This window comes from Streptacidiphilus sp. MAP12-20 (assembly GCF_041262525.1).
Classification (GTDB): domain Bacteria; phylum Actinomycetota; class Actinomycetes; order Streptomycetales; family Streptomycetaceae; genus Streptacidiphilus.
This window is the reverse complement of record NZ_JBGCCK010000023.1, coordinates 99270-120734: the sequence shown is the minus strand read 5'-3', so window position 1 is coordinate 120734 and position 21465 is coordinate 99270. Positions and strand designations below refer to the sequence as shown.

Sequence of the window (21465 nt, the reverse complement as noted above, 5' to 3'; positions counted from 1 at the left end):
AAGTCGACTGGCACTTCACCACCGACGACGCACGCGTGAAACTACGCCACCTCTACCCAGTACAGCGAACTTAAGCCGCGACAAACTACTAGTCAAAGCACTAGTCCCGATCGACGAGGACGGCCGTGCCCTGGCCGACGCCGACGCACATGGTGGCCAGGCCGCGGTGGGCGTCGGTGCGGGCCATGCGGTGCAGCAGGGTGGTCAGGATCCGCGCGCCCGAGGCGCCCAGCGGGTGGCCGATGGCGATCGCGCCGCCCTGCGGGTTGACCAGCTCCGGGTCGATGCCCAGCTCGCGCACGCACGCCAGTGCCTGCGCCGCGAAGGCCTCGTTGAACTCCGCGGTCCCGACCGAGTCCAGTGTCCGCCGGTTGCGCTCCAGCACCCGCCGTACGGCCGGTACAGGGCCGATGCCCATGACGTCCGGGTGCACGCCGGCGCTCGCGCCGCCGACCCATCGGCCCAGCGGCTCGACGCCGAGCTCCGCCAGCGCTTCCTCGCTGCACAGCAGCAGTCCGGCCGCGCCGTCGTTCATCGGCGAGGCGTTGCCCGCCGTGACCGTTCCGCCGGCCCGGAACACCGGCTTGAGGGAGGCCAGCTTCTCCAGGCTGGTGTCCGCCCGGATCGACTCGTCCTGGCTCACCACCGACCCGTCCGCCAGCACGACCGGCACGATCTCGGCGTCGAAGTGCCCGTCCTTGCGCGCCGCCGCGGCGGCCAGGTGCGAGCGCAGCGCGAAGGCGTCCTGATCCTCCCTGCTGACGCCGTACCGGGACGCGACCTCCTCGGCGGTCTCGCCCATCGGCAGCAGCCCGTGCAGCTCCTTCATCCGCGGGTTGACCAGCCGCCAGCCGAGCTTGGTGTCGAAGATCTCCTGCTGGTGCGGCAGCGCCTGGTCCGGGCGCGGCAGCACGAAGGGGGCCCGGCTCATCGACTCGGAGCCGCCGGCGAGCACGATGTCCGCCTCGCCGGAGGCGATCGCCCGCGCGGCCGTGGTCACCGCCTCCAGGCCCGATGCGCAGAGCCGGTTCAGCGTCGCGCCGGGGACGGTGTCCGGCAGGCCGGCCAGCAGCACGGCCATCCGGGCGACATTGCGGTTGTCCTCGCCCGCCTGGTTGGCCGCGCCCCAGTAGACGTCGTCGATCCGGGCGGGGTCGAGCGCGGGCAACGCGTCCAGCACGGCCCGGACCGCCGTGGCGGCCAGGTCGTCGGGGCGGACGCTCGAAAGCGCGCCGCGCAGGCGGCCGATCGGGGTCCGCCTGGCGGCGGCGAAGTACACGGGGCGCATCGTCGGGCTCCTGAGGGGAGAGCAGGTGTGAGGGCAGGGGCGTGAGGGCGGATCGTGAGGGTGGTGGGGCGTGAAGGTGGGTCAGAAGGCGTTGACGCCGGTCAGGGCGCGGCCGATGAGCAGCTTCTGGATCTGGCTGGTGCCCTCGTAGAGGGTCATCACCCGTGCGTCGCGGACGTACCTGCCCACCGGGTATTCGTCGATGAAGCCGTAGCCGCCGAAGACCTGCAGTGCGGTGTTCGCGGCCTTGACCGCCGCCTCCGAGGCGTAGAGCTTGGCGACCGAGGACTCCGTCTGGAACGGCAGCCCGCGGTCGATCAGGTCGGCGACCCGCCACACCAGCAGTCGGGCGGCGTCGAGCTCGACCTTGATGTCGGCCAGCATCTCCTGCACCAGCTGGTGCGCGGCGATCGGCTTGGCGAACTGCTCTCGCTGCGTCGCGTAGGCGACGGCCGCATCGAGGGAGGCCTGGATGATGCCGACGCAGCCCGCCGCGACGGACATGCGGCCCTTGGCGAGCGCGGACATGGCCACGCTGAAGCCCTTGCCCTCGGGGCCGAGCATGGCCTCGGCCGGCACTCGGACGTCCTCGAAGGCCAGCTCCGCCGTCGGCTGGCCGCGCAGGCCGAGCTTGCCGTGGACGGTGGTCCGGGTCAGGCCGGGGGAGTCGGTGGGGACGAGGAAGGCGCTGACGCCCTTGTGGCCCGCCTGCGCGGGGTCGGCCGGGTTGCCGGTGCGGGCGAAGACGAGCGCGACCTCGGCCCAGGTGCCGTTGGTGATGAACATCTTCGAGCCGTTGATCACCCAGCCGCCGCCCTCGGGGTCGGGCACGGCCCGGGTGCTGAGGTTGCCGGCGTCGGATCCCGTGCCCGGCTCGGTCAGCGCGAAGCAGCCGAGGGCCTCGCCGGAGCAGAGCCGTGGCAGCCACTGCTGCTTCTGCTCCTCGGTGCCCCAATGGTTGACCGATTTGGCGACCAGTCCCAGCGAGACCGAGAGCAGCCCGCGCACGGACGAGTCGCCGCGTCCCAGCTCCTCGGTGACCAGCACGTACGCCAGGTGGTCACCGCCGGAGCCGCCGTACTCCTCGGGGATGGTCAGACCGAGGAAGCCGAGCGCCCCCAGCTGCTTCACGATGCCGCGGTCGACCTCCTCGGCGCGGTCCCAGGCAGCGGCGTGCGGGACGATCTCGCGGTTCACGAAATCGGCGGCCAGCTCGCGGACGGCGGCCTGCTCCTCGCTGAGCTCCAGGTTCACGTCATTCCCCTGCGGTTATGCGGTTACTGCCGTTAAACTAGCAGTGCAAGTTTTTGGACTCTAACTCCATGCGGCACGCTTAGGGAAGTGTGTCCCCGGACACGCGTGCGAGCAGCTCCGAGATCGGACGAGAACAGAGAGGGCGGGAGCCCGATGGCCAGGCCGCGCAACCCGCTGCTCAGCCGTGAGCGCATCGTCGCCACCGCGCTGCGGCTCGTCGACGGCGAGGGCCTGGAGGCACTCTCCACCCGCAAGCTCGCCGCCGAGCTCGGCGTGAGCGGCCCCTCGCTCTACAACCACTTCCCGACCAAGGACGCGCTCCTCGACGCCGTCGTGGACACGGTCGTGGGGGAGGTGCGGCTCGACATGCTCGGCCGGGACCCGTGGCCCGACGCGCTGCGGGGCTGGGCCCGCTCCTACCGCGACGTCCTCGCCGCGCATCCCAACCTCGTGCCGGTCCTCGCCCACGGCCCCGGCCGCCGCCCCCACGCGCTGCGGCTCGCCGACGCCGTGTTCGGCGCCCTGGTCGACGCGGGCTGGCCGCGCGCCGAGGCGACCCGGATCGGCGCGCTGATGCGCTATCTGGTGTTCGGCTCCGCGCTCGGCTCCTTCGCGGGCGGTTTCGTCGACGACGAGGGCCTCTATGCCGAGCAGTACCCGCACCTGGGCCAGGCCCATCTGCTGGCGGACCGTCAGCGTGCGGTGGACGAAGGCGCGTTCGAGCTCGGTCTGGAGGCGCTGCTGCACGGTCTCGAGGAGCGCTTCCGACGGCGCTGAGGCATGCGCTGAGCCAAGCGCGCGGCGGGCGTATGGCGGGCGTGAGTTCAAATCGTTACCCGAACCCCGCGTGAATCAACATTCTTCAACATGCTCGCAAGAGCCCGCTCATAAGCGGTTTCTCGCGCACATGTGCGTGTCACATCGGCCGGCGCTCACAGTCCCCGTGCTGGGCTGCAAGTTTGTGCTGTCGGGGACCTTGACAGACCGTCACCCCCTTGGTGGTATCTGAACGCTCACGTTCGTTTGTGTGTCCATTGCACGCCACTGCACACCCCCTGCACTCCACGGTTTGCACCCCACGGGAGGGGACATGGCAACGCCCGGAACACCTGGTACCACCAGTTCGACGAACCCCAGCAGACGCTCCGTCCTCCGCGCGGCCGCCATCGGCGCGGGAGCGGTCAGCCTCCCTGCCATCCTCTCCGCCTGCAGCAGCGGCCCGTCCGGACCCGGCGGATCCGGGAACAAGACGGTCAGCTTCGGGTCCAACTGGTCCGACCCGGTCCCGAAGCAGGGCGTCGCCAAGGCGATCAGCGACTTCCAGACCAGCAACAGCGGCTACTCGGTCAAGACGAACACCGTCGACCACAACTCGTTCCAGCAGAACATCAACCGCTACCTGCAGGGCAACCCGGACGACGTGTTCGGCTGGTTCGCCGGCTACCGGATGCAGTACTTCGCCCAGAAGGGCCTGCTCTCGGACATCAGCGACGTCTGGTCGGGCTTCACCGGCTTCTCCGACGCCATCAAGGCGCAGTCCACGGGCCTGGACGGCAAGCAGTACTTCGTCCCGTACTACTACTACCCGTGGGCCGTCTTCTATCGGAAGAGCGTCTTCGCGCAGCACGGCTACCAGATCCCCAAGACCTTCGACCAGTACATCGCGCTCGCCAAGCAGATGCAGAAGGACGGCCTGGTCCCCATCTCCTTCTCGGACAAGGACGGCTGGCCGGCCATGGGGACCTTCGACTACATCAACATGCGCACCAACGGCTACGACTTCCACAAGTCGCTGATGGCAGGTCACGAGGACTGGACCGACCCCAAGGTCAAGAAGGTCTTCGACACCTGGCGCGAGCTGCTGCCCTACTACCAGCCCGGCGCCCTCGGCCTGACCTGGCAGGAGTCCGCGCAGGCACTGCAGCAGAAGAAGACCGGCATGATGACCCTCGGCATGTTCCTGGGCCAGCAGTTCGGCACCGACGTCGCCGACCTCGACTTCTTCGCGTACCCCGAGATCGACCCGGCCATCGGCCAGGACGCCGTCGAGGCGCCCATCGACGGCTTCCTGCTCTCGCACAAGGCGAAGAACCCGGCCTCGGCCAAGAAGCTGCTCACCTTCCTCGGCACGCCCAAGGCCGAGAACGACTACCTCTCCGCCGACCCCACTCTGCTCGGCGTCAACTCGGCCGTGGACACCAGCGGTTACTCAGCGCTCCAGCAGTCCGGGGCCAAGCTGGTCTCGACGGCGAAGAGCATCTCCCAGTTCATGGACCGCGACAGCCGCCCGGACTTCGTCTCCACCGTGATGATCCAGGCGCTGCAGACCTTCCTGAACAACCCCAAGGACGTCGACGGACTCTGCAACAGCATCCAGCGGCAGAAGACGGCCATCTATGCGACCGAAGGCTGAGCTCGACACCACCGTGACCACGACCGAAACGCAGGCGACGCCCGTGACGCCCGCCGCCCCCACCCCGGGGCGGCGGCGCCGCATGCGTCGGCTCACCACTCGCGACCGCCTGGTGATCGGGCTGCTCCTCGGTCTGCCGCTGCTCTTCGACCTCGTGCTGGTCTGGGCGACCACGTTGGCCTCGGTGGGGCTCTCGTTCACCGGCTGGGACGGCATCGGCTCCATCAAGTGGGTCGGTGTCGCCAACTACAAGGAACTGTTCACCAACTACCCGCCGTTCGCGACCGCGATCTACCACAACCTGCTCTGGCTGGCCTTCCTCGCGGTGGTGGCCACCCCGCTCGGGCTGCTCTTCGCGGTGCTGCTGGACCGCAAGATCCGGTTCAGCCGCTTCTACCAGAGCGCGATCTACCTGCCGGTGGTGCTCTCGCTCGCGGTGATCGGCTTCATCTCCCAGCTGATCTTCTCCCGCGACAACGGAGCGCTCAACGCGCTGCTGGGGCAGACCGGCCCCGGCAGCCACCCGGTCGACTGGATCGGCGACCCGCATCTGAACATCTGGATGGTGCTGCTGATGGCCGGCTGGCGCCATTCCGGCTACGTCATGGTGCTCTACCTGGCCGGGCTCAAGTCGGTGGACCCCACGCTGAAGGAGGCCGCCGCGATCGACGGTGCCAGCTCGCGGCAGACCTTCTTCCGCGTCGTCTTCCCGGTGATGCGACCGGTCAACGTCATCGTCGGCGTGATCACCGTGATCGAGGCGCTGCGCGCCTTCGACATCGTCTACGCGATCAACAACGGCAAGAACGGGCTCGAACTGCTCTCCGTGCTGATCACCGACAACATCATCGGCGAGGCCAGTCGGATCGGCTTCGGCTCGGCGATCGCGGTGGTGCTGCTGCTCATCTCGGTGGGCTGCATCGTCGCCTACTGCATGACGGAACTTCGTGAGGAGAAGAGGTGAGCGCGACCACGGTGCGCCCGCTGCGGGGGCGGGCGGTCGGGCAGCGCCGACCGGGCGTCAAGCCGGCCCGGCTCGGGCTGCACACCTTCCTGATGACCGTCTCCCTGGTCTGGCTCGCGCCGCTGCTGCTGGCCGTCTACGCCTCGCTGCGGCCCTACCAGGAGACGGCGAAGTACGGCTACTTCTCGCTGCCGCACCATCTGAGCTTCGACTACTACCGGCAGGCCTTCTCGCAGTCGGGGATGAGCAAGTACTTCGTCAACACCCTCCTGATCGCGGTTCCCGCGGTCCTGCTGACGCTCTTCTTCGCCTCGTTCGTGGCCTTCTGCATCTCCCGGGTCCGCATCCGCGGCGGCTTCGCGATCCTGATCCTCTTCACGGCGGGCAACCTCCTGCCGCCGCAGGTCATGGTCACCCCGCTGTACGAGCTGTTCACGCGGCTGCCGCTGCCGTACTGGATGTCGGACTCGATGACGATGTACGACTCCTACTGGGGAGTCATCGCCATTCACGTGGCCTTCCAGACCGGCTTCTGCGTCTTCGTGCTCAGCAACTTCATGCGGGCGCTGCCGGACGAGCTGATCGAGGCCGCGATCATGGACGGCGCGGGCGTCTGGACCCAGTTCTGGCGGATCACCCTGCCGCTCTGCCGCCCGGCGCTCGCGGCCCTGGCCACACTGGAGTTCGCCTGGGTCTACAACGACTTCCTGTGGGCACTGGTGCTGATGTCCTCCGGCGACAAGATGCCGGTCACCAGCGCCCTCAACAACCTCCGGGGGGAGTTCTTCACGGACTACAACCTGCTCGCGGCAGGCTCAGTGCTGGTCGCCCTCCCGACCGTCATCCTGTTCTTCCTGCTCCAGCGCCACTTCATCGCGGGCCTGACGCTGGGCGCGACGAAGGGCTGACCCTCAGCCGGATCGTCACTGGATCCTCAGTCGGCGTGCGGCTCGGCCCACGCGTCCGCCCGGCGCAGGAACGCCGGGCGGACGGTCGCGTCGGGCGGATCGTAGTAGCGGTGGAAGACGGCCGTCGATCCGCCCGAGAGCGGGGGCACGATCCAGGACCAGTCGGTGGGGACCGGTCTGCCGTAACGTTTCTCCCGCTCGATGTGGGTCAGGAAGCGGCGCGATTCGGTGTGATGGTCCGCCATGGTGACCTCCGCGCGGGCGAAGGAGTGCAGCACCGCCGCGTTCAGCTCGACCAGCGCGCGGTCACGCCAGAGCGTGCGCTCGTGGGAGGTGTCGAGGCCGAAGACCTCGGCCACCGCCCGCAGGCGGTCGTAGCGGTCGGGGTCGGCGAGGTTGCGTGAGCCTATCTCGGTGCCCATGTACCAGCCGTTGAACGGCGCGCAGGGGTAGTGGACGCCGCCGATCTCCAGCGTCATGTCACTGACCGCCGGTATCGCGTACCAACGCAGGCCGAGCCCGGCGAAGGCCGGCTCGGTGGGGTGGGTCAGCCGCACCTCCAGCAGGGCGTCGTCGGGGAGTTCGTACCACTCGGGCGGCCGCTCCGGCGAGGTCTGCACCAGCAGCGGCAGCGGTTCGAACGGCCCCTCGCCGCCCTTCCAGCCGAGCTCGCGCGCCAGCTCGGCGCGCTCGGCGCTGCGCGGGTCGTCGGCGTAGCGGACCAGTTGCTCGTTCAGCAGCCGCGGTGCGGGCCGCCCGGGCAGGTCGGGGGCGAAGACGCTGATGACCGGTCGGATCCGTCCGCCGTTGGCGGCCAGGCGAAGGTGCTCGAAGGACTGCTCGGCGATGTCGTCCGCCCGGCGCAGATGCCGCAGGTCGCGGACGACCAGGCTGCGCCAGTACAGCCGGCCGATGCAGCGGGCCGCGTTCCGCCAGGCGACGCGGGCACCGTAGGCGAGCTCGTCGGACGTGTGCGTGTAGGTGCCGTACGCGTCGAGCTCCGCCCGGACCTCGGCGAGGCGCGGCTCCGGGTCCTCCACCTGCGGGGACTCGGCGGTGTAACGGCGGATGAACTCCTCCGCCGCCCGGTACGGCGGTGCGGCGTTCGGCGTGACGTACGGTACTGGCCTCGGCGCCGGGCTGACGGCGTGGCCAGGGCTCTGGCCGGACGGACGCTGGTGCACGACCGGACAGACCGGCGCGGGCGCGGGCGGCGGTGGGTCGGTGGTGACGGCGGCACGGCGGATACGATGACGGGTGAACAGCAAGGACACATCCCTCCCACCTCATGAGTACCGTAGGTGGCCGACCAGGAACGCAGGGTGCCGGAATCTCCGGACAGGAAGGGATGGTTCCAGCTATCCTCGCGCCTCGCCCTCGTAGACTCACGGCATGCTCAAGGCCGATCGCTTCGCCCGAATCCTCGATCACGTCGCCCGCGCGGGCAGCGCCGACGTGCACCAGCTCGCCGATCTTCTCGGCGTCTCGGGCGCCACGGTCCGGCGCGACCTCCAGGCCCTGGACGAGCAGGGCCTGCTGCGCCGCACTCACGGCGGCGCGGTGACCGGCAGCGTCAACCTGGAGCTGCCGCTGCGTCACCGCGCGGGCCGACAGCAGGACGAGAAGCGCAGGATCGCGGAGGCTGCGGCGGAGTTGATCCCGACCGGCGCGGTCGTCGGCCTCGCGGGAGGCAGCACGGTCAGCGCCCTCGCCCGCGTCCTGGCCGAACGCTGCGGGGGCGGGGACGGCAGCGGGGACGGCAGCCGGGAGGGGCAACTGACGGTGGTGACCAACGCGGTGAACATCGCCGCGGACCTGATCGTCCGTCCGGAGATCCGGCTCGTCGTCATCGGCGGCCAGGCCCGCAGCGCCAGCTACGAACTGGTCGGCCCGGCCGCCGACCAGCACCTCGCCCGCTACCGCCTCGACTTCGCCTTCATCGGCGTCGACGGCCTCAGCGCGACCGCCGGCTGCACTACCCACGACGAGATGGAGGCCCACACCGACCGCGCCTTCCTCCGCGTGGCCTCGCGGGCGGTCGTCCTCGCGGACGCCAGCAAGCTCGGCCAGGCGACCTTCGCCTCGATCTGCCCGCTGGACGAGATCGACACCCTCGTCACGGACACCGACCCCGCCGAGCCCGAGCGCAGCGCGCTGGCCGCGGCGGGGGTCCGGGTGATCCTGGGCTGACCTCTCGGGAGCTGATTCCGCTCCGGCTGACTGCCCTGCGCTGACCGATCCCGCGTCGCGGATCCTGCGTCGCGGATCCTGCGTCAAGGATCCATGGCGGCTCAGCGAGCGCCGTCGAGGAGAGACAGCAGCCGGGCCACCTCCGCCGAGACGGCGTCCCGGCCCGGCGCGAGCCACGTGCGCGGGTCGACGAGCTTCGGATCGGCGGCGAGCGCGTCGCGGACCGCCTCGGTGAAGAGGCGGTTCAGGTGGGTCGAGACGTTGATCTTGCGCATCCCGGCCGCGGCGGCAGCGACCAGCGCCTCGTCGGGCACGCCGGACGAGCCGTGCAGCACCAGCGGAACCGGGACGGCCTCGCGCAGCCGCGTGATGAGCGCGAGGTCGAGTGTCGCCGTGCGGGACGTCATCGCGTGCTCGCTGCCGACCGCGACGGCGAGCGCGTCCACGCCCGTCCGTGCGACGAACTCGGCGGCTTCCGCCGGGTCCGTCCGCACGCCCGGCGCATGCGCGCCGTCCTTGCCGCCGATCTCGCCCAACTCGGCCTCCACGAAGAGTCCGTTGGCGTGGCACCAGGCGGTCACCTCGGCCGTGCTGCTCAGGTTCTCCGCCCATGCGAGCTTCGACCCGTCGTACATCACCGATCCGAATCCGCACGCGGCGGCCTCGCGGATCAGCCGCTCGTCGGTCGCGTGGTCCAGATGCAGCGCCGCCTGCGCGCCGCTGTGCTCGGCAGCGAGGCGCGTCGCGGCGGCGAGGGGAGCGAGCACGCCGTGGTAGCGGACGGCGTTCTCGCTGATCTGCAGCACGACCGGCGCCTTGGCCTGCTCGGCCCCGGCGAGGATCGCTTCGGCGTGCTCGATCTGGATGACGTTGAAGGCGAAGACGGGACGTTCGTCGAGTATCCGCTGCAGGGGGACGAGAGGCACGGTGGGTGGCTCCAGGATCGTGGGAGTGGGTGCTAGCGGGGGAGTGGGTGGTGGGGTGAAGCCTCAGCGGGCCACAACGGCGCGGACGGCGACCAGCGGCCGGAGCTCCGCGTACAGCTCGGCGTCGAAGTCGCCCGCGAGCGGCGCGGCGACGGCTGCCGCCGAGAGCGCGACGGCCTCGGCGAGCGCCTCGGCGGGCGGCTGACGCCGCGCCAGGGCGAGAGCGAGCGCGGCGGAGGCGGCGTCACCCGCGCCGGTCGGATTGCCGGCGACGAGTCGCGGCGGCACAGCGCGCAAGGCCTCGCCGCCCCAGTCGGCAGCCAGCCCGTCCGGCCCCGCCGACACCACGGCGGCGCGCGCCCCGGCGGCGACGAGCGCACGGGCCAACGCTGAGGGCAGGGCGTTTTCGGTGCCTGTCGCGCTGTCAGAACCAAGATCGCCAAATGTTTCACGTGAAGCATTCGGCGATCTTGATCCGCCCTCGTCCTCGCAGGTCACCCCAGGAGTGGCCGCCCCCGCTCGACGTGGTCGCGCGCTGCTCGCTTCGGGCCTTGCCGCGCTCTCGGCAGCGTGGCGCGAGGAGAGTCGTGCAGCCTCCGCGTCCGGTCCGGCCAGGGGCGCCGTGCGCGCGTCCCGCGCGACCGGCAGCACCGCGTCGTCCGGGTCGTGGCCGCGCCAGCCCACTGCGGCAGACTGTCCCAAGCCGTCCGCATCGTCGAGCCCGAGCCCGAGCCCGAGGCCGAGCCCGAGCGCGCGTCGCGCCTCCTCCGCGTTCGGCTTGACCAGGGCCGGCCGCGCCCCAAGCGCGGCCCGCAGCGCGGGCCCGTCGGCGTCGACCAGCGCCGGCACGCCGGCGTCCGCCGCCAGACGGACCAGCCGGGCGTACGCGTCGACCGGCACGCCCGGCGGCAGGCTGCCGGAGAGGACCACCGCCCGCGCGGTCGCCAGGGACGGCAGGAAGTCGTCCCGGACGAAGCGCTCGAACTCCTCCGCCGTCACCATCGGCCCCGGCTCCCAGAATCCGGTCACCCCGCCGCCGCTCGCCCCGCCGCCCGCCGCCGCGTCCACCACCGCCACCGCACGACGCGTCGCGCCCGCGATCGGCGTCAGCCGGTGCGGGACGCCGGACGCCGCGAGCTCCGCGCGCAGCGCGTCGCCGGTCGCCCCGCCCGCTAGGCCGAGGGCCAGGGCCGGCTCGCCGAGCGCGGCCAGCACCCGCGCCGCGTTGACGCCCTTGCCGCCCGCCCGCTGAGCGACGGACCGGACCCGGTGCGTCGCACCGAGCGTCACGCCGTCGACGACATACGTCACGTCCAGCGCCGCGTTGAGGGTGACCGTGACGATCACGAGGAGAGCACCACCGACCGGGTCAGGTGCTGCGGGTTGTCGACGTCGCGGCCGAGCCGCTCCGCCAGCGCGACGCCCAGGCGCTGCACCTTGACCAGCTCCGCTAGCGGGTCGTGGCGGGCCGTCACCAGGTGCGCGCCGGTGGCCCGTACCTGCTCGGCGAGGCCGTCCGGCAAGGGGCCGAGGCTCCACACCGCGCGGCCGGGCCGCGCGACGCTGATCGGGCCGTGCCGGTACTCCATCGCCGGGTAGGACTCGGTCCACCACGCCGCCGTCTCGCGCACCTTCAACGCCGCCTCGCGCGCGATGCCGTAGCTCCAGCCGCGCCCGAGGAAGGAGACCTGCTCGGCCTCGACCAACTCCTTGTCCAGCGGCTGCTCCAGCGCCTGCGCGGCCTGCGCGGGCAGCCCCGAGACGTCCTCGCCCAAGTGCGCGCGGAGCAGCACCATCTGCGAGGTGGGGAACCGGGTCTGCACGACCGAGCGCTCGTCGGCCCAGTCGAGCACGACCAGGTCCTGCGCCAGATCGGCGATCGGTGTGTTCGGGTCGGCGGTGATCGCGGTCGTGGCCACCTGACCGCGCACGGCGTCCAGCAGTGCCAGCACCTCCGTCGTCGTACCGGACCGCGTCAGCGCGAGCACCCGGTCGTAGCGCCGTGCGAAACCTGCGCCGAGCGGGGCCTCGGACGCGGCGAACGCGTCGGTCTCGCCCAGGCCCGCGCCCTCCCGCAGAGCGGCGTAGGCCTGGGCCATGAACCACGACGTGCCGCAGCCGACCACGGCGACCCGCTCGCCGGTTCGCGGCAGCAGGTCCGTGAACGACGGCAGCAGGTCCAGCGCGCGCTGCCAGAGCGCGGGCTGTGAGGCGATCTCCACGGAGGTCTGCGAGGCGACGGTCACCGGCGACACCTTCTCTTTGTTGATTGTTCGATACGGCTGTTCATTACTGCGCAAATTAGCATCAGGATGAGCAGGACTGAGCATAGCGACTGACGCTCGAAAGCGAAACGCCCCGCCCGGCCAAAGCCGGACGGGGCGTTCACCTCACCGAAGAGCGGAGGCGGCCTACTCCTCGTCCGCCAGCCCCGCCTCCTCCAGATCCAGCGCGCGCTGGATCCGGCGACGCGTCGTGTCGCTGATCTGCCGCTCCTCGTAGAGCCGGCCCAACTCCTGCGCCTCCGCCCGGATCAGCTCGTGCCGCAGCTCGCGGTGGGCGACCATCAGCGTGTGCTCCGCGCTCTGCTCCTCGTCCAGCAGCGCCTGCGCGTGGTCGAGGCGCGCGTGCAGGCTGCGGCGCAGCTGCTCGACGACGACCTCCGGGGCGGCGTCGACGTCGGCGACCTGCTCCAGCCGGGCCAGCCCGGCCCGGGCCAGGCTGTCCTGGGCCTGCGCCTCCTCACGCGCGGTCGTGGCGGGCTCCAGCGCGATGCCCGAGGCGCGCACCACCGGCGCGAGCGTGAAGCCCTGAAGCACCAGGGTCAGCACCACCACGCCCGTCGTCAGCACCAGCACCAGCGAACGGTGCTGCAGCGGCTGGCCGTCGCTCGCCGCGAGCGGGATCGACAGGGCGGCCGCCAGCGGCATCACCCCGCGCGTCCCGGCCCAGGTCAGCACCGCCGGGACGCGCCAGGAGAACGGGCCCACGCCCCGGCGCCGCTGCATCACCGCGGACATGGGGAAGATCCAGAACAGTCGCGTCGCGATGAGCGTGCCCGCGATGGCGACCACGCCGAGCGGCCACATCATCTCCCCGGCGCTCAGACCGTGGATCAGCGAGGGCAGTTCCAGTCCGATCACCGCGAAGACGACGCTCTCCAGCAGGAAGACCACCGTCTGGTAGACGGCGTGCACCTGGAGCCGGATCCGGGCGTTGGTCAGCCGCTGCCCGGTCGTGCCGAGCACCACGCCCGCGACGACCACGGCGGTGACGCCCGAGGTGTGCGCGTCCTCGGCCAGCACGTAGGCCGCGTAAGGGGTGACCAACGCGATCACCGTCTCCAGCACCGGCTCCTCGGTGCGCCTGCGGATCTGCGCGACCGCGAGTGCGACCAGCCCGCCGACCAGCGCGCCGCCACCGCCCAGCAGCAGGAACTGCCACGCGGCGTGCGGCACAGAGAAGGACCCGGCGGTCACCGCGGTGCCGACCGCGACCTTGAACAGCACGAGGCTGGTCGCGTCGTTGAAGAGACTCTCCGACTGCACCATCACCTGGATCTTCGGCGGCAGCGACAGCCGCCGCCCGAGCGCCGTGACGGCGACGGGGTCGGTGCTCGCCAGCACCGCACCCAGCACGAAGGCCATCGGCGCGGCCAGCGGCGTCAGCGCGGCGGCGACCACGCCCACGGCCGCCGCCGAGACCAGCACCAGGCCGAAGGCCAGCAGTGCCACCGGCCGCCAGACCAGCCGCAGCTCACGGAAGGAGATCTCCTCGGCGGAGGCGTAGAGCAACGGCGGCAGCACCCCGACGCTGATCACCGCGGGCGGGACGTGCAGGTCGGGGGTGAACGGCAGCGCGCCTATCACCACGCCTGCCACGACCAGCATCGAGGGAGCCGGCAGGCTCCACCGTCGGGCCCCCGTGGCCACGAGCGTGGCGAGGGCCACCAGCAGCAGGACGGCGGTCAGATCGGTCATCGGTGTGGCTACTTCCGGAGGTCGGATCGGTTCAGCTCTTCCCCGGAGCGCCTCTGCCCCGGCTCACCGACCAGACTTCCCGGCTCACCTCGCCGCGCCCCGGGCATCGTATGCGCGGGGGCCGCGTAAAGATCCTGTCAACGCGCCAGCCCCGAACGCAAGCCCGAACGCAAGCCCGAACGCCGGCCCGAAAAGCGGAACCGCCCCCGCGCGAGCGCGGGGGCGGTCCGGTGGAGCGCTGGGGCGCAGCCCCAGTTGTCAGCCCTGCTGTCAGCCCTTGTAGTCGAACGGCACCGAGCCGTCGCTGGTCGGGTTGAGAGGCGTGTCCGCCCCCGGCTGCGGGCCGGCGACGCGCGGCGCGTACGGCGTGGCGGCCTTGCCGTTGTAGGTGCCCAGGTCGTGGTGCACCGCCCAGGCGATCCGCTCTATCGTCGTGACGCCGTAGTCCATGGACGACTCGTTGTCGGTCAGGACCGTCATCCGGTAGTTCTTCCCGTTGCCGGTGAAGACACCGATGCTGTGCACGCGCCAGTCACCGAAGGACCGCTGGAGCCAGCCGTTCTTGTTGTGGGCGACGACCCCGGGGGGCGTCCCGTAGGGGGTGCCCCAGCGCTGGTCCGACTCGACGTGAGCCATCAGCGAGAGGCCGAAGGCCTTGCTGTTGGGCGTCAGCACGTCCGTGCGGTCGGTGTACGCGTCCAGCAGATGCATCTCGTCCCGGGCGGTGATCTGGGTGAGACCCCAGTAGCCGCCGGGGCCGAGCGTGGTGTAGTTCATACCGACCAGCCTGAGGAAGTTGTTGAGCCGGGTCCGGCCCAGGTCGTTCCACAGGTTGCTGGCGGCGGAGTTGTCCGAGTTCTCGATCATCGGACGCAGGTTGCTGATCTCCCAGGAGGTCAGGTAGCGGTGCTGCTCCTGGGCCCGGCGCAGGACCGCGCCCATGATCGTGGCCTTGACCACGCTGGCGGAGTCGAAGGTCGAGTAGGCGTGCAGCGCGCAGTACACACCGGTCTTCGCGTCCCACACGTTGAGCGCGTAGCGGTCCGTACGGCCGGCTACGGCTGACGCGATGTCACGCGACAGCTTGGCGGCGAGCGCGGGGTGGGTGTGCGAGCTGCAGATCGGCACGCTCGCCGCAGCGGCAGGCTGAGCCAGTCCCAGGGGGACCAGTGCGGCCAGGGCGGCGGTGCCGATCCCGGCCGCGAGCGCGCGGCGGGCTCGCGCCCTGAGGGGTGATGCCACGGAGTGGTTCCTTCCGACGTCGGTCCGTGATGCTAGTCCTACGAGTGTGCAAGTTGACGACTCGTCGCATGTGCAGACATTCCGAACGTCGGACAGGTTGCGCAGAAATTGTAACGATCAGACCATCAGTTCGCGCCCGTCCTGACGGTGCGGGAGGCGGTGGCCTGCGGAATCATCAGTTCCGGGCTCTTCCGCGCCGACCGGCAGGGACGAGTCCCGTGAGACGAGCGCGGCGTAATGCCCGCCGAGAGCCAGCAGCTCCTCGTGGGTCCCGCGCTCGGCGACCTGCCCGGCGTCCAGCACCACGATCTGGTCGGCGTCCCGCACGGTGGAGAGCCGGTGGGCGATGGTGATGGTGGTCCGCCCGGCTGACAGGGCGTCGAGTGCCTGTTGCACCGCCTGCTCGGTCTGCGTGTCCAGCGCGCTCGTCGCCTCGTCGAGTACCAGCACCGGCGGATCGCGCAGGATGGTCCTGGCGATCGCCAGGCGCTGCTTCTCGCCGCCGGAGAAGCGGTAGCCGCGCTCGCCGACCAGCGTCGCGTAGCCGTCCGGCAGCGAGCTGATGTGCTCGTGGATCTGCGCCGCCTGCGCCGCCGCGACCAGCTCCTCGTCGGTCGCGTCCGGTTTGGCGAAGCGCAGGTTGTCGGCGACGGAGGCGTGGAAGAGGTACGTCTCCTGGGAGACGACCCCCACCGCGTCGGCGAGCGCCGCGAAGCTGAGGTCGCGCACGTCCGTGCCGTCGATGGTGACCCGGCCCTCGGTGACGTCGTAGAGCCGCGGGACCAGATAGCTGAGCGTGGTCTTGCCGGATCCGGTCTCGCCGACCACGGCCAGGCTCCCGCCGGGCGGGACGGTCAGGTCGACGCCGCGCAGCGTCGGCCGCTCCTGCCGGTTGTCGTAGCGGAAGCCGACCTCCTCGAAGCGCACCTCGCCGCGCGCCCGCGCCGCGGGGACGACCGGGTCGGGCCGCTCGGTGATGTCGGGCACCAGGTCGAGGTACTCGAAGATCCGCTGGAACAGTGCGAGCGAGACCTGGACGGAGACGCCGACCTGAAGCAGCGAGACGGTCGGCCGGAACAGACTCTGCTGCAGCGAGGTGAACGCGACGAGCGTCCCGAGCGAGACGGTCGCCCCGTGCCCGCCGGCGAGCCCGGCGGCCCAGTAGATGACGGCGGGCATCGCGGCCATGACGATCTGGATCGTCGACTGCCGCCAGCGCCCGGCCATGTCGGCCCGCACCTCCAGCTCCGCCAGCGAGGCCGACTCGCTCGCGAAGTCGTCGCTCAGCGCGCGCGAGCGCCCCATCGTCCGGCCGAGCAGGATGCCGCTGACGGAGAGCGACTCCTGCATGATCGACGACATCGACGCCAACTGCCGCTGCCGTTCCCCGGCGATCCTGCGCCGCTCGTTGCCGACGCGGCGGCTGATCCAGACGAAGAGGGGCAGCAGGAGCAGCGAGACGATCGTCAGCTGCCAGTCGAGCGCGACCATGGCCGCGACGGTCGCCACCACGGTGGTGGTGTTGGAGACGAGCGAGGTGGCGGTGCTGGTGACCGTCGCCTGCATGCCGCCGATGTCGTTGGCGATCCGCGACTGCACCTCGCCGGTGCGGGTGCGGGTGAAGAAGGCCAGCGGCATCCGCTGCAGGTGCGCGTAGACGGCGGTGCGCAGGTCGTGCATGACGTGCTGGCCGACGGTGGTGGAGAGGTAGGTCTGCCAGACGTTGAAGACCGAGTTCGCGACCGCGACCGCGATCATCCCGAGCGCGAGGACGCTGAGCAGTCCGGTGCGCCGCTCGGGGATCGCGACGTCCAGGATGGCCCGCAGCAGGAACGGCGAGGCCACCGACACCAGCGAGGACAGCCCGACCAGCACGGCGACCACCGCGAGCCGGCCCCGGTAGGGCCGGAACAGCCGCAGGATCCGGCGCAGCTGCCGGGGCTGCCGGGGCGCTTCCGGCGTGCGCGGCGGGGGAGTCCAGTCCGGACCGGGAGGTTTCATGGGATCGAGAATAGCTCACTATTGCTGAACCTAATAGTGAGTTCTACTCACTATTAGGGCGCGGGGTCTGCGGCGCAGTCAGTGCTTGAGCGCGTCCGCGCCCCGGTAGTCCTCCGGCACCCCGTGCACGATCATGACGTCGGCGACCATGTGCCGGGTCCGCAGCGGTAGAAGCTCCTGGTAGGCGGGGGAGCCGTACCAGGCCCGCAGCGCGGCGTCGTCGGGGAACTCGATCAGGATCACGTCCCCGGCCCAGGAGCCCTCCAGCGACTCCACCGGGCCGCCGTGGACGAGGAACCGGCCGCCGAAGGGGTCGAGCGTGGTGTCGATTCGCTCCAGGTACTGGACGATGTCCGGGCCGAACTCGACGGAGTGGACGTGGGCCATGGCGTAGGCGGTCATCTCTCTGCTCTCCTCTGCTGCTGCGACTGGATCTGCGGCGGTGCCGTTGTCGCTGTGCCACGAGTCTCCCGACTCACGCCGGACGGGGAATCCGTCGCGCTTAGGTAATGCGGGACCTGCCGACCGGCGACCGGGGCGTGAGCCCGTCGTAAGCTCGAGAGAGGACAGGCATGCCGAGTCCGGAGCGGCCGCCATGATCTTCGTCGATCGCAGGGAAGCGGGGCAGCGCCTCGCCGCGTGCCTCGAGCACCTGCGCGGTGCGGACCTCGTCGTTCTCGGCCTTCCGCGCGGCGGGGTGCCCGTGGCAGCCGAGGTCGCGGACGCGCTGGGCGCGCCGCTGGACGTCGTGGTGGTGCGCAAGCTCGGCGTCCCGTTCCAGCCCGAGCTCGGGCTGGGCGCGATCGGGGAGAACGGAGTGCGGGTCCTCAACCGCGAGCTGGTGTGGGAGACCCGGACCACCGAGACCGAACTCGCCGCCGTCGAACGCAAGGAGCGCGCCGAACTGGAGCGCCGCGTCCACCGCTACCGGGGAGAACGCCCCGCCCATCCCGTGGCGGGGCGTACCGCCCTCGTCGTGGACGACGGCATCGCCACCGGATCGACCGCCCGCGCGGCCTGCCTCATCGTCCGCGCGCAGGGCGCGTCCCGCGTCGTCCTGGCCGTCCCGGTGGCCCCGCGCGGCATCGGGACGGCACTCGCTGACGCGGCGGACGAGCTCGTCTCGGTCGAGACTCCGACGTACTTCGTCGCGATCGGGCAGTTCTACGAGGACTTCACCCAGACCACCGACGCCGAAGTCATCACCTGCCTCGAACGCGCTGCGCTCCACAACCGCTGAATGGTGCTGGGCGCGTCCAACGCCGTCAGCTCGCGGTGGGATCGCCCGGGCGGTCGCGGGCTCCGCGCACGGTCACGACCGCGAGCCCGCAGGCGAAGACCAGTCCGGCGCACAGGGTGCCGCCCAGGTCGTGCGGCGGCCGGGCCGGCCACAGCCAGGGGGTGGTCAGCGCGGGCGGGTGCCACTGCGTGTAGAGCGCGTACACCGCAGCGACCAGGTATCCCGTCGGTCCCGTCCAGGACAGGCCGCCGCCGAGCGCCGCGGCGCACAGCAGGCCGATGCCGGTGATGCCGACGACGTTGCGCAGCACGTCCAGCGTGCCGCCGGACAGGTGCCCGCCGGTCCCGGCGGCGGCCAGCAGGCCGACCGCCGTGGCGGTCAGCGCGGCCGTGACGGTCAGCCGCAGGACCGGCAGCCACCGGCCGGCCACGCGCTCCGGATCGCCGAACGGACTCACCGTGGTGGCCGCCACGCTCACCGCTGCGGCGGCCTCGAAGATCAGCGGCAGCTGCAGCGCGCCGTAGTCGTCCCAGTGCCCCAGGAGCGCGAGCCGCAGGCCGATCGCGCATACCGCTATCGCCAGCACGGCGAACGGGACCCGGTGGCCCACGGCGTACAGCCGCATCAGGCGCGCGCCGGTCACGGGAGCTGCTCCGGCGTGATCTGACCGGCGCGCAGCGCGGCCAGGTGCTGTACGAGCCACGCGTGTCGTGCCGAGGCCAGCAGCGCGGCGAAGCGTTCGGCCGCCGCGTAGGCCGGGGTCCCCGGCGCGACGCTCGGCCACGGGCTCGGGTCCAGCCCGCCCGCTCGGGCGGAGGGCCCCTGGTCCACGGGGACTTCGTGCAGGCCGGCTGCCAGCAGTAGCGCCCTGGCCACCGCGTTCTGGGCCTGGGACGCGCCGGGTCCGTCGCCGACGACTCGCGCGACCAGGTCCGGGCCGTAGGCCTGAGCCAGCTGGCCTCGCAGCTGGGCTGCCAGCTGCTCGGCCGTCAGGGACGGTCCCGGCAACTGCACGGGAAGCACCAGGTGGGAGTCCGACGATGTGCCGCCGACTCGCGATCCCCCCTGCCGAACGCCGAGGCCGTTGCCGTTGCCTGGCCGGTAGGTCACGGACTCCTGGAGGATCCGGGTCGGCGCGCCCGGCAGGCCGGCGAGCTGACTGAGCAGCGGCGCCAGGGCGTTCGCCGTGCCGGGCAGGTAGCCGGCGTAGGCGGGATTGAGGCAGACCGGGATCGCCGTGTGGCTGCACACCGGCGTGAAACGGAGCGGCTGGTCGCTTGCGGCGTCGTGCAGGGCCGGAATGTCGATCGCGCCCTGCGCGTTCATGGTGCCCGTCCCGGCCAGTACGGCCGCGGTCCCGGCAGCCAGCAGACCTGCCGCTGTGAGGCAGGCCGCGATCGCGCGCGTCGACCGGCCTGCCGACGCGGCGGGCAGCGCGAGAGCAGCGAGCAGCGCGAGGGTGGTCCCGGTGAGGAACATCACCTGCGCGATGGGCAGGTCGGGGACGAACGGGTAGAAGGTCGCCACGCCCGCCTGCGGGCCCAGGTTCCACGGACCCGTGACGAGCGGCGAGATCTGCCAGGCGGACTGGCTGCCGTTGATCAGCTCGGTGCTGAGCGCCAGGACGAAGAACGAGGCGATGGCCGCCAGCGGCGCGGTGAAACGGCTGGGCACGAAGGTGCCGACGGCGAACCCGAGGGCAGAGAACGCGGGCAGGCTCGCGGCGGCCACCGCGGCAGGCCACCACAGCGGGCCGCCCCAGCTCGCCTGATGCGCCGTCACCCCGTACAGAACGGCGACGCAGCCCAGGTAGGCCGCCATGGCCCAGATCGTGGTGGCGGCCCAGGGCGCGAGCAACCGCGCCCACCCTGGCCGGGCTGTGATCGTCACCTGATCGGTGACCCGGCGTCGCGCTTCCCTCGATCCCATCCACGCCGCTGCGCCGGTCACCGGGACGGCGAAGGCGAGCACGGCGCCGCTCTGCAGTCCGGCCGCGCGCAGGTTCCACAGCGGCGGCATGGCCATGTCCTTGCGGTAGGTGGTGAGCCAGAACAGCCCGATCGCGACGGGCAGCAGCCACACCATCGCGTTGTGGCGCAGCTCCAGCCGCAGCAGCCGCAGCATCACCTGACCCCGGGCCACGGCGGACCGCGGCCGTCCAGCCGCCGGAGCCGCCGTCGCCGCGGTCATGACCGCGCCTCCGCCAGGACGGCGCTGTACCCGCGCTCGATCGGGGTGTCACCGGCGTCCTGTCCGTCGCCCCGGGCGGCGAGCCCGTCCGGCGTGCCGTGGAAGACGATCCCGCCCCGGTCCATCAAGGCGACCCGGGCACAGACCGTCGCGACATCCTCGACCAGGTGGGTGCTCACCACGACGGTCGCGCGCTGCCCCAGGTCCCGCAGCAGCGCCCGGAACGTCACGCGCTGCTGCGGGTCGAGGCCCGCGGTCGGTTCGTCGAGGAGCAGCAGCTCCGGCTCGTTGACGATCGCCTGCGCGATGCCGACCCGGCGCAGCATGCCGCCGGACAGGGTGCGCAGCCTGGCCTTCCTCCGGTCGCCGAGTTCGACCCTGTCGATCGCGGTCGCGACCGCGACGCGGAGCCGGGCCGGCGGCACCTCCTTCAGCAGCGCGAAGTACTCGACGTACTCCGCCACGGTGAACCCCGGGTAGTAGCCGGGGTTCTGCGGCAGGTAGCCGAGCCTGCGCCTGATCTCCCGGCGCGGGCCGTAACGGCCCGGATCACGGCCGAGCAGCCGCAGGTCGCCGGAGGACGGCGGCATCGCCGTCGCCATCATCCGTAGCAGCGAGGTCTTGCCAGCGCCGTTCGGCCCCAGTAGCCCGAATACCCCGGGACCGACCTGCAGGTCCACCCCGGCCACCGCCGTGACCGCGCCGAAGCGTCGGCTCAGGCCGGTGATGTCGATGTTCATGATGTCGGCGTTCATGATGTCGGTGTTCATGGCACTCCTCCCCGCTGGATCGCTGATGCGGTCCCAGGCTGCCCGCCGGGGCCGGGCCGGGGCGTCCCACCGTGGAGCTCGATCCCCGGTGCTACCACC

General features: G+C 71.5%; 18 protein-coding genes and 1 pseudogene. 6 read left to right on the top strand and 13 right to left on the bottom strand.

What is annotated here, in order from left to right:
- Nucleotides 1–100: 100 nt before the first annotated feature.
- Nucleotides 101–1288: an acetyl-CoA C-acyltransferase gene (locus ABIA32_RS27040; RefSeq protein WP_370100721.1), complete on the bottom strand. Its 1188-nt coding sequence runs from the start codon at nt 1286–1288 to the stop codon at nt 101–103.
- Nucleotides 1289–1369: 81 nt separating this feature from the next.
- Nucleotides 1370–2542, bottom strand: coding sequence for an acyl-CoA dehydrogenase family protein (locus tag ABIA32_RS27035; RefSeq protein WP_370100718.1), 1173 nt, complete (start codon nt 2540–2542; stop codon nt 1370–1372).
- A gap of 153 nt (nt 2543–2695) precedes the next feature.
- Between ABIA32_RS27035 and ABIA32_RS27030 the strand changes: the two genes are divergently transcribed.
- The 4 genes from ABIA32_RS27030 to ABIA32_RS27015 all read left to right on the top strand — a co-directional run bounded on the left by ABIA32_RS27030 (nt 2696) and on the right by ABIA32_RS27015 (nt 6827).
- Nucleotides 2696–3319 carry a TetR/AcrR family transcriptional regulator gene (locus ABIA32_RS27030; RefSeq protein WP_370100715.1) on the top strand — a complete coding sequence of 208 codons (624 nt, stop codon included), beginning with the start codon at nt 2696–2698 and terminating at the stop codon, nt 3317–3319.
- A gap of 313 nt (nt 3320–3632) precedes the next feature.
- Nucleotides 3633–4955 (top strand): ABC transporter substrate-binding protein, encoded by a 1323-nt coding sequence (locus ABIA32_RS27025; protein ID WP_370100712.1) that lies wholly within the window; start codon nt 3633–3635, stop codon nt 4953–4955.
- An 82-nt stretch (nt 4956–5037) separates the two neighbouring features.
- Nucleotides 5038–5919 (top strand): carbohydrate ABC transporter permease, encoded by an 882-nt coding sequence (locus ABIA32_RS27020; protein WP_370100737.1) that lies wholly within the window; start codon nt 5038–5040, stop codon nt 5917–5919.
- On the top strand, nt 5916–6827 hold the full coding sequence (locus ABIA32_RS27015; protein ID WP_370100709.1) for a carbohydrate ABC transporter permease: 912 nt from the start codon (nt 5916–5918) through the stop codon (nt 6825–6827). The genes ABIA32_RS27020 and ABIA32_RS27015 overlap by 4 nt, the downstream gene beginning before the upstream one ends.
- Before the next feature lie 26 nt (nt 6828–6853).
- On the opposite strand, the gene ABIA32_RS27010 is transcribed toward ABIA32_RS27015, so the two are convergent.
- Complete coding sequence (locus ABIA32_RS27010; protein WP_370100735.1) at nt 6854–8092, bottom strand: nitric oxide synthase oxygenase; 1239 nt, start codon at nt 8090–8092, stop codon at nt 6854–6856.
- A gap of 127 nt (nt 8093–8219) precedes the next feature.
- Here ABIA32_RS27010 and ABIA32_RS27005 point away from each other — a divergent pair, with 127 nt between their 5' ends.
- A complete protein-coding gene (locus ABIA32_RS27005; protein WP_370100707.1) occupies nt 8220–9017 on the top strand; it encodes a DeoR/GlpR family DNA-binding transcription regulator in 798 nt (265 codons plus the stop codon).
- A 101-nt stretch (nt 9018–9118) separates the two neighbouring features.
- Here ABIA32_RS27005 and ABIA32_RS27000 read toward each other — a convergent pair whose 3' ends face one another.
- The 7 genes from ABIA32_RS27000 to ABIA32_RS26970 all read right to left on the bottom strand — a co-directional run bounded on the left by ABIA32_RS27000 (nt 9119) and on the right by ABIA32_RS26970 (nt 17568).
- Nucleotides 9119–9943, bottom strand: coding sequence for a class II fructose-bisphosphate aldolase (locus ABIA32_RS27000; protein ID WP_370100704.1), 825 nt, complete (start codon nt 9941–9943; stop codon nt 9119–9121).
- Nucleotides 9944–10006: 63 nt separating this feature from the next.
- Nucleotides 10007–11290 (bottom strand): 1-phosphofructokinase family hexose kinase, encoded by a 1284-nt coding sequence (locus ABIA32_RS26995; protein ID WP_370100701.1) that lies wholly within the window; start codon nt 11288–11290, stop codon nt 10007–10009.
- Nucleotides 11287–12189, bottom strand: coding sequence for an SIS domain-containing protein (locus ABIA32_RS26990; RefSeq protein WP_370100698.1), 903 nt, complete (start codon nt 12187–12189; stop codon nt 11287–11289). The genes ABIA32_RS26995 and ABIA32_RS26990 overlap by 4 nt, the downstream gene beginning before the upstream one ends.
- Nucleotides 12190–12354: 165 nt before the next feature.
- Nucleotides 12355–13923, bottom strand: a complete 1569-nt coding sequence (locus tag ABIA32_RS26985; protein WP_370100695.1) for a Na+/H+ antiporter — start codon at nt 13921–13923, stop codon at nt 12355–12357.
- A 270-nt stretch (nt 13924–14193) separates the two neighbouring features.
- Nucleotides 14194–15165 carry a serine hydrolase gene (locus ABIA32_RS26980; protein ID WP_370100692.1) on the bottom strand — a complete coding sequence of 324 codons (972 nt, stop codon included), beginning with the start codon at nt 15163–15165 and terminating at the stop codon, nt 14194–14196.
- 117 nt (nt 15166–15282) lie between these two features.
- Entirely contained in the window at nt 15283–17166 is a 1884-nt protein-coding gene (locus ABIA32_RS26975) for an ABC transporter ATP-binding protein (RefSeq protein WP_370100689.1), read from the bottom strand.
- A gap of 78 nt (nt 17167–17244) precedes the next feature.
- Complete coding sequence (locus ABIA32_RS26970; RefSeq protein ID WP_370100686.1) at nt 17245–17568, bottom strand: DUF1330 domain-containing protein; 324 nt, start codon at nt 17566–17568, stop codon at nt 17245–17247.
- A 193-nt stretch (nt 17569–17761) separates the two neighbouring features.
- On the opposite strand from ABIA32_RS26970, the pseudogene ABIA32_RS26965 reads away from it, so the two are divergent.
- A pseudogene (locus tag ABIA32_RS26965) lies at nt 17762–18391 on the top strand (phosphoribosyltransferase); the annotation flags it as partial.
- A gap of 40 nt (nt 18392–18431) precedes the next feature.
- Here the strand turns inward: ABIA32_RS26965 and ABIA32_RS26960 are convergent.
- The 3 genes from ABIA32_RS26960 to ABIA32_RS26950 are packed head-to-tail and all read right to left on the bottom strand — an operon-like array spanning nt 18432 to nt 21366.
- Entirely contained in the window at nt 18432–19049 is a 618-nt protein-coding gene (locus tag ABIA32_RS26960; RefSeq protein ID WP_370100683.1) for a hypothetical protein, read from the bottom strand.
- Nucleotides 19046–20596 carry a hypothetical protein gene (locus ABIA32_RS26955; RefSeq protein WP_370100680.1) on the bottom strand — a complete coding sequence of 517 codons (1551 nt, stop codon included), beginning with the start codon at nt 20594–20596 and terminating at the stop codon, nt 19046–19048. The genes ABIA32_RS26960 and ABIA32_RS26955 overlap by 4 nt, the downstream gene beginning before the upstream one ends.
- Nucleotides 20593–21366 (bottom strand): ABC transporter ATP-binding protein, encoded by a 774-nt coding sequence (locus tag ABIA32_RS26950; RefSeq protein WP_370100677.1) that lies wholly within the window; start codon nt 21364–21366, stop codon nt 20593–20595. The genes ABIA32_RS26955 and ABIA32_RS26950 overlap by 4 nt, the downstream gene beginning before the upstream one ends.
- Nucleotides 21367–21465 lie beyond the last annotated feature (99 nt).